This is a genomic window from Paenibacillus periandrae (assembly GCF_022458865.1).
In the GTDB taxonomy this organism is placed as follows: Bacteria; Bacillota; Bacilli; order Paenibacillales; family NBRC-103111; genus Paenibacillus_S; species Paenibacillus_S periandrae.
This window is the reverse complement of record NZ_JAJNMU010000008.1, coordinates 74,250-88,424: the sequence shown is the minus strand read 5'-3', so window position 1 is coordinate 88,424 and position 14,175 is coordinate 74,250. Positions and strand designations below refer to the sequence as shown.

The following is a 14,175-nucleotide window of genomic DNA, read 5'->3' as shown; positions in this document are numbered from 1 at the left end:
AAATGGAGTCCGGATGAACTTAATCCGGGCTCTCTTAAATTGCAAAGAAAGGGAGGGCTGCTGTGTTGTATAGAACTAAATAATCTGATATGATTGTGACATTGAAATTGGTTACATTCTGGGTCCCGGCATACGCCATTCGGACCGATCAATACGAAATGCACTTCTTCTAGTGATACCATCCAAATCTGCGGCGTTTAGTAGATGTTATGGACATTAGAAAAAGTGCGTTTTTTTTGCGCTCTTTTTTAATACCCAAACCCATTTTGAGGAGGAAGAAGTATGAGAAAATCAACAATTGTAAAGCTTAAGCAAGAGATCGAGAGAGCAACAAGACTCGGTAAAATGGATGATGTGAGAGATAATACACAACGTTTAAAGGATATTCGCCGTCTGTGGCGCAAACTAGGAGAGGACCCTTTAGTTAAACATATGAAGGAAATCGTAGATGTTGTTGTTGAGCATTATGAAATGGATTTCTACTATCACGATCTAATGATGATGGACAATTCAACTGCCACATTTTTGTGGTATACCTACGAATCGGGGACTGATTTGATATGGCTCGAAGGTTCCGAAAAGAGAATGGAAAGCCAAAAGGATTGTTTTAATGTTGTCCGCACTACGAAGAGTGACGGTATTACGATCGATCCGAGACATCATATGTATATTGTGGATCGCAAGATTGGGGAAATAAAGGAGATCACGAAATTTCATGATGTTAAGTTTGAAGTGGTTGCAGATGAAACACAGCTCTATATTAACAATGCATCTTAATTAAGGGCAATCTATACACCTTACACTTGCAAGTAAAATTAGGAGAAATCATGATAATAGACCACGCTAAACTTAAACATGACATTCGGTTGTTTACGAATGAGTATTTTGACAATTTACAAGAACCCGACTTAATCAGTTTTAGGGATTCTATATTTGTTGAAGTCGTTAGAATTATGCAGGATCAAAGTAACACAAATTATAGATTTATGGAACTCCTAGAAATGGTTAATTTCGAACAGATTATTGACGCTGCCGATCTCGATCGTAAAATTCTCAATGTTTGGTCTTGTCCTATGGGATGCGATATTGATGTCGTGCTGATCTGCGGCGGGCCGTGGGGTGACAATCCAAACGGAAAAAACAGATATTTTCAGGCTAAATTGAATGGAGCTTACACTTATTTCGATGAACATGGTATTCCAGGTGTTCCCGAAGACTGTCCTTCTCACGCGGATGGTGGATGTTGCAATGAACCTACTTGTCCCGATTGCGGTGAATACTGCGTATTGGTTAGCTTAAGGAAGAACTTTTTTCAATTTAGTGAGTTCATGGGGTAGTTCCTAAGGGGACTATCTTTTTCCTTGTAGATTGAACTGTTTACATATTAATCCAAAAGGAACAATCGTATAGAATCAATTAGAATATCATGAGATAAGGTTCTTCTTATTACTCGATTTTTGATCTGTGTTTTATAATGTATAGGAAACCATATTAGGGGGAAATGACATTTGATTAGAAGCTATCTGGACTTAAGAGTTTGCATTCCTATTAATGAATCAAGTGAACATCCATTGAACGCTAAAATGGATAAAATCATTGATGAGATGCTACAACATCTAGTTCCATACAACGGAACAATTGAGGACCATAAGGTATTTACTAAGGAAATAGTTTATACAACATCCCGAGGGGAAGATTTCACACACGAAGATATTTTGGCTCCAATCATGTCGTGGATGAGCATAACGGAGCCGTTTGCCTCCTTTGCAGGTCAACTTTATGAATTGGCACGTGAGGAAATATACAATATGGTTATCGGAAGTCTAGAAGGAAGACATCCGAGGCAAGCCATGGACTTTTTCAGTTCAGATGAAAGGATGGTGGTCATTGAACGGATGAATACGCGAATAGAGAGATTTATGGGTATAACAGTAAGAAACGATGGATAAGAAAGGAAACTGTTAGTAGAAGGAATAGAATCAACGCCTTGAGAAGTCACCTCGAAAAGTAGTACCGAAGCGGATATGTTCATTAGAAGTTGATAAGAAGTCCTAATCCATATGCTGCCCAACATATAATCATTATTCATCAATTAGGCTCAAATTGGAATGTAGTTCTGTTCAATTAAAAATGAACATGATATGATGAGCATATATTTTACTTTTAGCCAATTCTCCCACCATGCGGTAAAAGGAGAAAATTAATCAAGAAACGCGCTCTATCCAAGCGACTAATCTTACATTCGGTTCCGACCGTTTTAGATTGGTTGTTAGGATAGGGCGCTTTTTTTGCGTTCTCACAACCCAAAAGTCAATGAAAACAAGAAGGGATGATATCTATGGAAATCGTAAAAGAACGAACGTTGAATGAAGGTGATGTGGTCCAAATATACAAGAATTTGAACCGCGACTGTTTTTCAGTTAAGAACAAAACGTCAGGTCTAGTAGTGGCTTATGTCCAGACAGCAACAATTAGAATCGCCAAGTTTCATGTATCAAAAAAAGGACGCCAGAGAGTACTTGATAAAAAGGTTAGGTCAGTACATGCTTGGGTTGAAGGTTTTTTTGTTGCTGGGGAGAGTGAAAAACCTTCTTCGGTTACGTTCCATACCGGTTATTATAACCCTTACAAAGTAGATACCTTTATCAATGAACATACGAGAAAAACAGTTTTAACAGCAGAACTCGCTTATTTTGCAAATGATAGAGTGTATTATGCAGACGTTTCCCAATCAGCTGCCAATCCAATTGAGAGACAGCTTGAGTGGGGGATACTGCTATGACCATTCTTAGTATTAGTGAAATGATAAAAGGATTCAAATTTAGCGATTTAGTTAATGAATTAAAAGCACTTTATTTAAAAGATTCGTTACCTTGGTGCATAATGAGTAGCATGGGTAAGGATTCTACAATGGTAACTTCCCTGGTATGGGACATGTTGACTGATCTCTTACCAGAGCAGCGCACAAAAAAAGTATATATTGTAACAGGTAACACACTAGTTGAAACACCAATAATGAATCTATACGTACGTAAAACAATGGATCAGATTCAAAAAGCAGCTTTAGAACAAGGATTGCCCATAGAGGTACATCTCGCGGAACCAGAAATGAAAAATAGATTTTTCTTCCAGGTGATAGGTAAGGGAAATCCGCCACCAACGGAAAATTCAAGATTCAGATGGTGCACTGCTAAAGTGAAGGTGGATCCTACCGATATCATTGTTCAAAATATTATTAGTACTCATTTTAATATTATGGATATTTACGATGTTGTCATGCTCCTCGGCGTCCGTGAAGAAGAAAGTGTTAACCGAAAGCGATCTATCCAGAAGTTCTCCATAGATGAGACCAAATTTGCACGTCACGCGATCCATGAGCGTGTGCTAGTCTACCATAGTATAAAATACCTTTCCTCAGATGATGTGTGGGCCTATCTTTTGCATAAGAAAAGGTTAGGTTGGGGTGTAGATCCTCATGATCTATATCAGCTTTACAAGGATTCTACGGGTGAGTGCCAACTTACCATGTCTGAAGGGAACCAGTCGAAGTCATGCGGAACAAGTAGGTTCGGGTGTTGGACATGTCTTTACTCAGGAATTGAAGATAAGATGCTAATCAATCAAATCGATAATGGTGATGACTCCTTAAGACCCTTAAATAAATGGAAGAGGACATTATATCAAGTTAGAAATGATATCCGATATCGCCTACCCATTCGTAAATTTTTGAAACGAAGACTTGATAAAGACAGGTCATTCTTGTCCCAGCCATCATTAGATTTGGATGTCCCTGTACAAGCTCCAGATAATTGGAGCTATGAAGTTGGATCATTGACACTTAATGCTCGTAAGAAGCTGCTAGAGAGCCTTTTACATGCTGAAAAGGTAAGTGGTCATTCATTGATCACCAAAGAAGAAATAGAGGCCATAATTTCTGCTTGGGAGGAAGAAGGTTTTCATCCGGATGTTCAACCAAAACCATTTGATTATGATGGTGGGCTGGTCTTTCATAAAACCGGAGAAATCAACACAAAGGAAACCACAAATACAAATTCATTGTATTATTTCGACCTCGAACTAGAAGAAGATTCGATATTTTCACTCTATGATCGTGTCAACCGACAGCATGAAGGCATTAGCTTTATGGTGAGTGAACAGTACAGATATTATCGGTTCATTGTTTGTCACAAAGAGATCATAGAAGAAGAATCGGCTAGACGTTATTTAATGCTTTGGCTGGAAGAGGAATGCAGCTTTCTGAATACTTAATACAAGCTAATCTACAAAATCATCCAAGGATTAATTTCCTTGGATTTTTTGTAACGGGTTAAACCTTTGATACTAAAGGAATATCTAATTAAAGATTATAGGATCTCCTTGAAGTTGGATAGTGAACTTGGTATGGTTATCTTATCAGGAAAGTACACTTACAGTTCAGACTTCTGGGTACCAGATATATGTATTGAAAGAAAGGGTGGAGAGTATGCAGCACATTTCACAATCGGCTATAAAAAATGAGGAAATGAGACGTAACGCAAGATCATCTGACTGTGAGATGACGGATACTACGTTAATGCAACGTATTTATGAAGCCTCAATGGAAGATGGCAGTATTCCAGGGCAAGAACGTATGACAATGGATGATCATTTGGCAGTCGCTGAAAGACTCTTGAACAATCAGCGTATTAACCAAATTGCCATTACTCCAGAAAAATAGTTAACACATGCGAAAAACACGTTGCTCACAGTGGCAACGTGTTTTTACTTCGTTTTCTTAATTTTGAGGGAAGAAATCTCACTCTTTATTGTCCATTCAAAATATGATATGGTAATAGTATCTTATTTAACTATTTTGCTCCCGCTATGCAGCTTACGGAGACATTTCAAGAGCGCTTTTCTAAACGCCCAATCTCATTTTGTATTAAGAGATTGGACTTTTGGAAGAGCGTTTTTTTGCGTTCTAACACAACCCAATTTCAAGGAGGAATTTTCATGAGTCAAAATCAAGAAATCAAAACTGTTACAATCACCTTGTCAGTTACTGTGCAGGTAAACGGAACTGATACTAAGCAGCTGCTTGCTGATGCCGAGAAGAAAGTGGTAGAGAGTCTTCAAAGTAAGTTCCCATCCGGTTATAGGTATTCTGTTACAGAGGGTGCTATTCTTGAAACCGAAAAAGCAGTAGGAGGCAAAATTGTGTTCATACCGGACATTAAAACAGACGGAGTCATATTTGGTAAGACCGCTGCAAATCTGTCTGTAACAACCCGACAAGGGAAATTCCACTGCAAGGCTAGTGGGCTTCAAGACTCTAAGGCGACATTTGAAGAGGTGTTTGTTTCTCGTCCCGAGTTCATGAAACCAGAGTGGGGTGAGGGCTGCATGGGATATCTTAAAGTGAAAGATGAATATCTTCCAATTGTAGTGGGTAAAAAGAAGGCTGGAAAGACTCCCGTTTACACAATTAATGATGGAGGTTCTTTCTATTCGCTAACAGATTCGCAATTAACCAAGTTGCTGGATACAATCCCAGAGAAATAGGGTTTCTTATTTCTAGTAATTTAGGTGGCAATTGGTAATTACAATTGCCCCTCTTTTTATTATCAAATCGATCTGCTTGAGCAGGTTAACATGGAGGTAATCTAATGTCTTTAGCTATTTTTTCAACCACTATTCATTGGGAGGATGTTGAGGAACTTCTAGCCAGTCGTGCTGAACGCGACACGACGTGGTCTTTGTATAGCAGGCTCCCCAATTCGCTCAAACAGAAAGTGCGCGATGAAAACGTCCATCACATTTCAAAAGGGCTTGAATACGGTATGATGCACGATTGGGAGGTAGTCTTGCAAGCAGCAGTAAGTGATGTGAATCTTTTCGATGCTATCATCGATGTACCTGTAAAAGGTGTTACCGATAGTGGGATTGAAATCAAGGGAACGGTTGCTGAAGTAGACTATGAAGAGTCTCAACTGTTCATCACACCAGATGATGATCAAATGGATATCTACGGGTTCAAATTCAGTCAAGTCATTTTTCTAGATGATGAAGACGCTGTTGAACAAGAGTTAATCCTCAAATTTGATGAGGCATGGGCCCTATACGAGTCCAACCATTCCATCGTGTCTATGACGACAGGAATTACTTACCATCTTTCTAATGAAGACAGAGAAGATGAAGAGGACGAGGATGATGTTACCTCATGGTTTATGCCGAGGGAAATTCGAGGTGGCTGGAAGGTCGTGGTCCCGATCATTTCCAAAGACAAGTTGATCGAATTTCTGATGACTGCAGACGATCATATCCTTTCGAGATTTACCGGTGAGTCGGTAGAGTCACTAAGTCAAAGTGAGTCTCAGGGTACGCTTGGGGTGAAGCTTTCTGCAGCGTTCGATCAAAAATCGGAGGACGAGCTCCGAACTTTTCAAAAGGAATGGAAATAATTGTCCTCCCCCTGGAGGCGTATTAGGAAGGTATGGGAGATATCCCTACCTTCTTTTTTATACAAATTTTTATTTGAGAGGATGAATAAAATGTTATTGAAAAAGAGAAATGCAAAGCTGTCCCATCGTGGTATTTATCTTCAGGACAAAGTGCTGCAGAATACCGTATTCCAACCTGGCTCCCATTACAAATATGTTATTGAATCGAAATCAAATAAAATCATTATTTTGACTTCTGAGGATACAACGGACAACACGGTTTCCCGTCGTCAACTCAAAGAAAGCGTAAAGCCTGTTATAGACATCCGTGACAAGGCAGCACTCTCTGCATTTGAGGGATGCGATTACTTGCAGGTAGAGATTTTTGGAGAACATGTTGTGATCCAAGGATATGTCGCTGTTCAACAAGCGTCATTCCAAAAAGTAACCCAAGCAGTGAAACAATTGCTTGGAAGTAAGCGGAAGGTCGTAGAAATAAACGACTTCATTGCTGTAAAGAAAAAAGCCGAGATTGTTCTATCTCGTAAATCTCTTCGCAAGGCTGCTGGTTTACTCGGATATGAACAATTGGAACTGGACCTGTTATTTGAAGAGAGTGCAAGCATATCAGATTCAAGCAATACTTCCCTCCAATCAGGAATTGCAAACTTGTTGATACCACTGCAAGTAGCGAGCTTATTCAGTGGTGCAGGTATTATGGATCTAGGTGTTTTGGAAGCAGGATTTGATGTCGTCTTTGCACTTGAACTAAGTGAGGGTGCTGCTTTGACATATCGGCACAATATAGGTTCACACATTGTGCAGGGGGATATCACCAAATTTGATAAAAGTAAGATTGCAAAGGCACCGGTAATGATAGGAGGGAGCCCATGTCAGGGTTTCAGCAATGCCAATCGGAATACGAACTTTTTGGACAACCCAAACAATTTGTTAGTAAAACAATATATTGAGGCTATCAAGGCAAATGAAAACTGTAAAGTATTTTTGTTAGAGAATGTCCCTCGGATTCTCACAGCAGGGGGTGGTCAATTTAAAGATGAAATCTACAGTGCTCTTTCTGAGTTCGAAATCTCTTCCGGTATTCTTTCTTCTGCTGATATGGGGTCAGCGCAATTACGCGAACGTGCAATTTTTATCGGTAGCAAGATTGGTAAGATCGAGCTACCCAAGCCTCAGTTCAGAAGAGATGAATATCGGACTGTGCGCCAAGCATTTGAGGGACTCCATGATGGTATTCCAAACCAACTAGATGTGTCTAAAGCAAAGGACGAGACACTTGAGAGGATGAGCACAGTTCCTCCAGGCGGCAATGTTTACAGCATACCTCAAGATATTCGACCTAAAGGCCAGCACAGTGATATGTACCGGCGCTTGGAATGGGAAAAGCCGTCAATCACGATTGTTAATCCTAGAAAAGCATGCATCTTGCATCCTGTAGAGGATCGAATTTTATCTGTCAGAGAATGCGCTAGGCTTTTCGATGTTAAGGATACCTTTGAATTTCAAGGCAGTCTATCTTCGAAACAACAACAAATAGCGAATGCGGTTCCGGTACGATTGATTCGGTCAGTAGCTGAAGCCATCAAGTCTGCAATCCAATGTTTTAATGAGAAATTAACTAATTATCGGGGGCTCCAGCTTGTCTAGCACAATGGTGAACTGAAAATGAGTAAAACTGTATACACGTTATGAGTAACGGGTATAAATGAGATATTTTTGTAGAGCAACGGAAATAAATGAGATATTTTTGATCAATAAAATCTTGGTCAATTAGATGAATTGAAGAGTATTTTGGGTTTTTACCTATCATTAAGTTTAGCTTCCATGAATATATTAATTAATGTCGCTTTCGCATAGTACATTATTCTTTAGTTATAAATGATATAAATAATAAAGGCTAAATAAACTCTTTATTCTGCATCATGGGTGCAAAGGGGTCAATGAATATCCCCTGTTGGAAGAAGTGAAGTCTTTTTACGAAAGGACTTCTTGCTTTTCTTTTGGAATAAAAAATGCTAATATATTGTCATACTTTCAAATTCCCTATAGCTTCTGTCACGCGACTACGAAGCACTCTATTTTTTATTTCGCCAACAACAGGCGCCTAATTCTGTGAATAACACCTTTAATGGTGGTACAGTTAGGCGCTTTTTTTGTTGGCTTTTTAGATCAAGGGAGCTTGATAAAATATATAATGAGGAGGTAAATGATCGTGGGTAATCAACTTTCGTTTTTTGTCGATGATGATGAACTATTGATCACAGAAGAGAAAGTTGCCCAAGTCAATGAGAAGTATAAGGATGAGAAAGCAACACATGAGGAGTATCTCAATCCATTTATTGAAGCAAACTTAAGGTTTTTTGGTATCAGTTCCGGCGAACAGCTTGAACTTGATTTTTTGAATATCCTAACTATCCAGGAGGAAGAATCTATGAATTTAAAAGATGTTGTTAAAAAGTTGGAAGCAAGCAGAAAGTATACACTACTGATGATAGATGACCTCACGGGATTTCCCTATGCAGTACACCTAACCTTGGTAAGTGCATCCATTGAGCAATACGCACAGCATTCAGAAGCTCTGTATTTCACTTATAGAGCTAAGCACAGACGTTCTGACTCCCTATTAGTGTTTCTCCCGAATAAATCCTTTGTCATATGGGAAGGACACATTGATGTTGACACAAATATGTGGGGAGCGGCCAAACAGGTTTCTCCACAAATAACCGTGGCCAGGAGTAAGTACGGAAAGTTCGATAAAAGGTATATTGATAATGGGGTTGAATCCTCTGGTCAAGAACCTTATGTTTCCTATCGACCTGCAAATGCAATTGCTTAATCTACAAACAAAATAAATAAGTTATCATTTGGAGCCCTCTGACGATTTAGTTGGAGGGTTTAGATTTTAGGAGGAAGTATCCATGGAGATTTTACTCACCTTCACCGAAAAGCAACATGCTATTGAAATTGAAGACACACTACAAGAGTTTGGCTATTTGTGCAAAATCATTAATACACCGGTTGAATTGCTAGAAGTTAATGTTTTCTACTGCAAAACCTCTCTTATAGTTACGAATGGTGATCATGCCATACATCGACGCGTGTCCATACTTCCAGTTGCGGGTGTATTCTACAAAATGAATGGACGTTTTGAAAGTTTTCTTCCCGAACACAAAGGAGCCTGAAATGAGCAGCATTCAATCTTTTAGAATGAAGAAGCGGCCATACCAACGACAGACTACTCGCATGTTTAATTTATTAACGAAGTTATCGTGAGTTTTAGGAGCAAGTGGTTGGTTGCTGCACGTAGGTTAATTCATTAGGCTGGCAATTAACCAAACAGCATACCTACATACAACCTGAGAAAGCGAGTGAGGCTTGCTTCTCCTATGGGAAGAGGTATTTAAGATTATTGTAGCGGAATATACAGCTGTTCAATCTATAGTGGATACTTACTTGAAATCTCTCGAAAATTCTTCTATGATAGGGATAGTCCAATTTTTATTTTTCGCCTCTTGCCATGCGGTATAAAGAGGAATCTTATTTATGGAAATACGCCCTGTGGGTGACTAAAGCATTTTAATGCTCATGTCATTCGCAGGGCTTTTTTGCGTCCATGCGCTCAAATCTTTTTTTGATTAATCCAATAATAGGAGGAATGATTATGTTTAAAATGAATTCGAGTAAATTGCAAGATGTCGTTGCAGAAATGGCTAAAAGTGTAAAGGTTTCATGCATTGGTGATCGGAACGTATACATTAAGAATTCTGGTAAAAACATCGTATCCTTTTATTTTACCTCGATCGATCTTTCAGGAGAAAAAAAGGTTTCTGCTACAGTTACTGAGGACTTTTTTGTGACAACATCCATGAAAGAACTAGCTAATAAAGTTGATGCCTTACCAAGTCATCAAGAAATCGATATAACGTACGTTAAAAAAAAGGACACACAATATATCGAGATGGTATGGGGAACAAATGGTAGACGAAGTGAGATGAAAGTCAGAGTCCTGAATGAAACCACCGAGTTTATGGAAATACCTGTCCCGAGTGAAAAGGTAATTTGGGGTCCGAATCTTCTTTCTCAGCTTGTTGAAAAGTTCAATGGCTTCACAGTTAAATCTACGAGTGAAGCAGCGAGAACATCACCAATATTTTCTGGAATATCTATTTCGCAATCTCCATCTGGTCACTGCATCTTGCAAGCATGTGATCGGTTGAACGGAGTAACCTATGAATCCAAAAACTACAATTGGGTAAACCTCCCAGTAATCATTGACACAGCCCACCTAAGAGGGATAGAAAACATGATTTCATCAGACTCAGAGGTGGAAGTGGGGATTAATAAATCTGCAAGCTTAGTCATTTTTCAGACACCAGACACGACTTGCGTTTGCAGAGTGATTGATGGTGTATTTCCAGACTTACTAAGCAAGTATGAATATGATGTGGAATGCAGGTACATTTTTGATCGAGCTGAGTTGATGGAACTTTGTGCTCGTGTGCAGAAGATCACTTCAACTGGCACGAAAACGGTGAGATTTGAAAACAGAAAAGGCGAAAACAGAAAGAATACGGTTTTCGCTGTTGTGCCTCAGGTATTAGAACAACAGTTAGGCACATCAGTTGAAGGGATAAAATGGAACTTTGCTGTGAATGCAGAAAAACTTAATGAATGTTTGAAGTTCTTCGAAGCTCAAGAAGAGATTACGTTATATATTAAAGATCCTTTGAAACCAATAACGATTGGCTCAGATGAAGTTGCAGAAGTCATGATGTATACGACTCCGTATCGCATAAGTGATTTCATTAACACTGACGGGGTACTATCCTCAACTCATTAACCAAGTGAAGTTAATGGTTGTCTATCTTTCCAAGCAGTGGTAGAATGTATATATATACATTCTACTTCTGCTCTCTGTCACGCGACTAATGAGGGTTTTCGCTCAATTTGTACATTCACCCCCAAAGGTGTTTTTGTGTCTAAACGCACAATTCCACACTTGGGGTTTTTTGTTTTTTTAAATCCATGAAGATGCTATACCCTTCGCTGAAGGAGCAGCTTTTTGTATTTATATATGGCTGTTTTTTTTATTGAATATGGGAACATATGTTCCCGAATTAATGAGGTACAGACCAAAAGTGGGAGGTTTTTCTAATGAGAAGAGCAACTTGGGTAAAAGCGTCTTACAAATCAATTGATGATGGTCTAGATGAATTACAAAAATTTCACTTGAGTCAAGAGCTCCGCAAGGATCATTCAAGACAAACCAAATCAATTCGATCAATTGCAAAAGAGAAAGCATTTAAAACAAGAGTCAGATGGTTTTTCGAAGAGGCGCTGATGGTCGCTGGTCTTTTCCTCGTTTGTCTTTTCATTGTCGTGGCACTTTTCATCTGGCAGTTGTAAGGAGGAAGAACGAGTGGAATTAGTCATTCTTTTCTCCATATTGGCACTTCCAGTAATTGTCGGATTATGTACTGGGTTTACGACAAACACCATGACTATCGACACAAGCCATAGTATGAATAGCAGAAATGAAGAAGAACATTTTTTTGAAAGTGAGCACGAAACGGATGGATGGCGGCCAATACCTTTGACACAGCCACGTTCGGATCTCGATGAGGTTGGGGAAATACCACCTTCAGTTCCGAGGACTCCAGTAGTTTCTTCACTACCCGAAGAAGTAGAAAATGGGATCTTACAGTTGCTTGGTCAACTTGGTACAATTGAGAGCCAAGTACATCAAGAAGAGCCACCACCGGATTCTTATTATTATAATGAGCAGTTGATCAGTCATGAGCATGATGAACGACCAGCAGCACCGTTGACACAGATGCGTTCAGAGGAAATGTTAATTCAAGTGGTACCTTCACTCCCAACTGAAGTAGATAGAGGGGGTTCACCTGATTATCCGCATGATATTGATCAAATGATGGAGAGTCTAAAAGATACAGATATTCCCCCGCCAGATCATATAATTGAGTACACTGAACAATCTTCTCCATTACCAAAACAGGAGTATCATGTGATTCGGAGAGTCTTTGGTTCCGAATTTGCGGATCAGATTACTACGACTCCCTCCATAGGAGCCACTTCTAATGAGGTTGACGTTATGATGGGAAGAGTCAATTACACCTCGGATGGAATTATGAGACTGACATATAATGATGCCAGCATTCCTATAAGAGGAATTGGTATTACTCAGGACCTAATTGGCCAGATTGTATTGGTGAAGGGGTTTTTCCTGGATAATGATGTTTTTATAGTAGATGTAACACAAAGAGGTAATGCAATAAGGCAAGAAGTACTGTAGTAAAGCTGTGAAGTAAGGGAATCGTCCTGATTCCCCGCTTCTTTTAGCCTATTTTTCGAAAAATAGGTTAAAAGAAACGGAAGTATTGTCCTTTCGATTCAATTGTTTCTTGGGTATGTTTACCCATATTCACTATCGACAAATGGGAGAATATTGTAGTAAGATGACATATAAGGAAATTGAACATTCAATTGAATATTCACTGCCATGAGTAATTAGATGAGCCACCAGTAATTAGTAACAAATATGGAGGATTAGGGTTCATGTTGATAAGGATAAGCTAATGAAACAATTCCGTCTATGATCACAGGTTTGATCCTTGAATAGAATATTCACCAACATCATTTTGTAGATACATAAAAATAATTAATATTATAAAAGTTGAGGAGCTGGGTTAATGTCCATGCATAAACAAAAGAAGGGCGGTACGGTCATATTGAATAATGATAAGTTGGTTGAACAAATCCGCCTTTGCATCATAGGCGATTATAACAATAAGCTATACGCGGATTTACCTGACGGAAGGGGCGAAACTGAATATAATGTTCGAGACGGAGTACTTCAGAGGAATACACAGATCAGGAAGATGAGTATCATGGATGATAATGAATCCATTGTTGTCTTGTCCCGAAAAGGGCTTGAACTTCTACTTAAGAAAACGGAAAGTCGTTTAAAAAAATGGAAACCCATTGATTATGGTATTATTAATTTGCACCTCGTGCTAGATGAGAACGGTGATATCATTGATATCTCGATTACCGTACGGGTTGAACAACATTTCAAACGATTCTAGCTTGACAAAAGAATTGCTAGGAATGATAATTAGAAACAGGAAACTCTCCAGCTTATTTAAAATAACATATTTATATGCCAGCGGAAGCACCGCTTAAATCAGGTCATTTTGACCTGGTTTAGGCTGTGCTTTTTTTGCGTTTTCGCAAGGGGGAGAGGTACGAGTCACACGATCAAGATGTAAGGATCTACAAAAAATTCCTGAGAGGAGATTGGTAAGAGTGAAAAAGAAGATTTTTGGTATTTTGTTATTTTTGATGATTAGTATGACGGTACTAGCACCACTAAGTGCCTTCGCGGCAACAAATGAGGTAACTTGTGAAGATACGTTTGGTACGTCTACAACTGGGTCTGATACGACCCTTAAGGATACACTTACATCTATTATTAGACTTGTTGGTGGTATCGGAGGGTTGTTTTTTACACTGTGTATCATGATCGTTTCACTTGTAATCATTTTCGTTTCGATTAGCCCTAAACAGAGAGGAATAGCCTGGGTGGGACTATTTGGTTGTTTCGGTGGTGCTTTTATATTCTTCGCGGGTTACAAATTCGCAGGCGCGATTGCAGTGATAGCAGGCGCTAATTGTTAATAAGCGATTCAAACATTCGGGTGGGAAACCATCCGAA

16 protein-coding genes are annotated in these 14,175 nt (G+C 39.1%); all 16 read left to right on the top strand.

The annotated features are described in order from the left end of the window. Positions 1–282 precede the first annotated feature (282 nt). The 16 genes from LRL21_RS14700 to LRL21_RS14625 all read left to right on the top strand — a co-directional run bounded on the left by LRL21_RS14700 (position 283) and on the right by LRL21_RS14625 (position 14,138). On the top strand, positions 283–777 hold the full coding sequence (locus LRL21_RS14700) for a hypothetical protein (RefSeq protein ID WP_240416546.1): 495 nt from the start codon (positions 283–285) through the stop codon (positions 775–777). A 26-nt stretch (positions 778–803) separates the two neighbouring features. Beyond that, complete coding sequence (locus LRL21_RS14695; protein ID WP_240416545.1) at positions 804–1,337, top strand: hypothetical protein; 534 nt, start codon at positions 804–806, stop codon at positions 1,335–1,337. Positions 1,338–1,508: 171 nt separating this feature from the next. Continuing rightward, positions 1,509–1,949: a hypothetical protein gene (locus LRL21_RS14690; RefSeq protein ID WP_240416544.1), complete on the top strand. Its 441-nt coding sequence runs from the start codon at positions 1,509–1,511 to the stop codon at positions 1,947–1,949. A 389-nt stretch (positions 1,950–2,338) separates the two neighbouring features. Next, on the top strand, positions 2,339–2,782 hold the full coding sequence (locus tag LRL21_RS14685; RefSeq protein WP_240416543.1) for a hypothetical protein: 444 nt from the start codon (positions 2,339–2,341) through the stop codon (positions 2,780–2,782). Then, positions 2,779–4,269 carry an adenine nucleotide alpha hydrolase family protein gene (locus LRL21_RS14680; RefSeq protein WP_240416542.1) on the top strand — a complete coding sequence of 497 codons (1,491 nt, stop codon included), beginning with the start codon at positions 2,779–2,781 and terminating at the stop codon, positions 4,267–4,269. The genes LRL21_RS14685 and LRL21_RS14680 overlap by 4 nt, the downstream gene beginning before the upstream one ends. A 214-nt stretch (positions 4,270–4,483) precedes the next feature. Continuing rightward, entirely contained in the window at positions 4,484–4,717 is a 234-nt protein-coding gene (locus tag LRL21_RS14675; RefSeq protein WP_240416541.1) for a hypothetical protein, read from the top strand. 275 nt (positions 4,718–4,992) lie between these two features. After that, entirely contained in the window at positions 4,993–5,541 is a 549-nt protein-coding gene (locus tag LRL21_RS14670) for a hypothetical protein (RefSeq protein ID WP_240416540.1), read from the top strand. Between the two features lie 104 nt (positions 5,542–5,645). Then, on the top strand, positions 5,646–6,440 hold the full coding sequence (locus tag LRL21_RS14665) for a hypothetical protein (protein WP_240416539.1): 795 nt from the start codon (positions 5,646–5,648) through the stop codon (positions 6,438–6,440). 90 nt (positions 6,441–6,530) lie between these two features. Continuing rightward, positions 6,531–8,087, top strand: a complete 1,557-nt coding sequence (locus tag LRL21_RS14660; protein WP_240416538.1) for a DNA cytosine methyltransferase — start codon at positions 6,531–6,533, stop codon at positions 8,085–8,087. Between the two features lie 565 nt (positions 8,088–8,652). Beyond that, positions 8,653–9,276, top strand: a complete 624-nt coding sequence (locus tag LRL21_RS14655) for a hypothetical protein (protein WP_240416537.1) — start codon at positions 8,653–8,655, stop codon at positions 9,274–9,276. An 82-nt stretch (positions 9,277–9,358) separates the two neighbouring features. Then, the gene (locus LRL21_RS14650; RefSeq protein WP_240416536.1) at positions 9,359–9,622 is read left to right on the top strand and encodes a hypothetical protein; all 264 of its coding nucleotides are present in this window, start codon (positions 9,359–9,361) and stop codon (positions 9,620–9,622) included. Between the two features lie 479 nt (positions 9,623–10,101). Next, on the top strand, positions 10,102–11,280 hold the full coding sequence (locus LRL21_RS14645; protein ID WP_240416535.1) for a beta clamp domain-containing protein: 1,179 nt from the start codon (positions 10,102–10,104) through the stop codon (positions 11,278–11,280). Between the two features lie 314 nt (positions 11,281–11,594). Next, positions 11,595–11,846 carry a hypothetical protein gene (locus LRL21_RS14640; RefSeq protein WP_240416534.1) on the top strand — a complete coding sequence of 84 codons (252 nt, stop codon included), beginning with the start codon at positions 11,595–11,597 and terminating at the stop codon, positions 11,844–11,846. A gap of 13 nt (positions 11,847–11,859) precedes the next feature. After that, a complete protein-coding gene (locus LRL21_RS14635; protein ID WP_240416533.1) occupies positions 11,860–12,753 on the top strand; it encodes a hypothetical protein in 894 nt (297 codons plus the stop codon). Between the two features lie 397 nt (positions 12,754–13,150). Continuing rightward, positions 13,151–13,546 (top strand): hypothetical protein, encoded by a 396-nt coding sequence (locus LRL21_RS14630; RefSeq protein WP_240416532.1) that lies wholly within the window; start codon positions 13,151–13,153, stop codon positions 13,544–13,546. Between the two features lie 220 nt (positions 13,547–13,766). Then, the gene (locus LRL21_RS14625; RefSeq protein WP_240416531.1) at positions 13,767–14,138 is read left to right on the top strand and encodes a hypothetical protein; all 372 of its coding nucleotides are present in this window, start codon (positions 13,767–13,769) and stop codon (positions 14,136–14,138) included. The last annotated feature ends 37 nt before the right edge of the window (positions 14,139–14,175 follow it).

Excerpts from the sequence above, each read along its gene's own strand:
- LRL21_RS14700 (WP_240416546.1), top strand. The coding sequence starts at position 283 with ATGAGAAAATCAACAATTGTAAAGCTTAAGCAAGAGATCGAGAGAGCA.
- LRL21_RS14685 (WP_240416543.1), top strand. The coding sequence starts at position 2,339 with ATGGAAATCGTAAAAGAACGAACGTTGAATGAAGGTGATGTGGTCCAA.
- LRL21_RS14680 (WP_240416542.1), top strand. The coding sequence starts at position 2,779 with ATGACCATTCTTAGTATTAGTGAAATGATAAAAGGATTCAAATTTAGC.
- LRL21_RS14675 (WP_240416541.1), top strand. The coding sequence starts at position 4,484 with ATGCAGCACATTTCACAATCGGCTATAAAAAATGAGGAAATGAGACGT.
- LRL21_RS14670 (WP_240416540.1), top strand. The coding sequence starts at position 4,993 with ATGAGTCAAAATCAAGAAATCAAAACTGTTACAATCACCTTGTCAGTT.
- LRL21_RS14665 (WP_240416539.1), top strand. The coding sequence starts at position 5,646 with ATGTCTTTAGCTATTTTTTCAACCACTATTCATTGGGAGGATGTTGAG.
- LRL21_RS14660 (WP_240416538.1), top strand. The coding sequence starts at position 6,531 with ATGTTATTGAAAAAGAGAAATGCAAAGCTGTCCCATCGTGGTATTTAT.
- LRL21_RS14650 (WP_240416536.1), top strand. The coding sequence starts at position 9,359 with ATGGAGATTTTACTCACCTTCACCGAAAAGCAACATGCTATTGAAATT.
- LRL21_RS14645 (WP_240416535.1), top strand. The coding sequence starts at position 10,102 with ATGTTTAAAATGAATTCGAGTAAATTGCAAGATGTCGTTGCAGAAATG.
- LRL21_RS14640 (WP_240416534.1), top strand. The coding sequence starts at position 11,595 with ATGAGAAGAGCAACTTGGGTAAAAGCGTCTTACAAATCAATTGATGAT.
- LRL21_RS14630 (WP_240416532.1), top strand. The coding sequence starts at position 13,151 with ATGTCCATGCATAAACAAAAGAAGGGCGGTACGGTCATATTGAATAAT.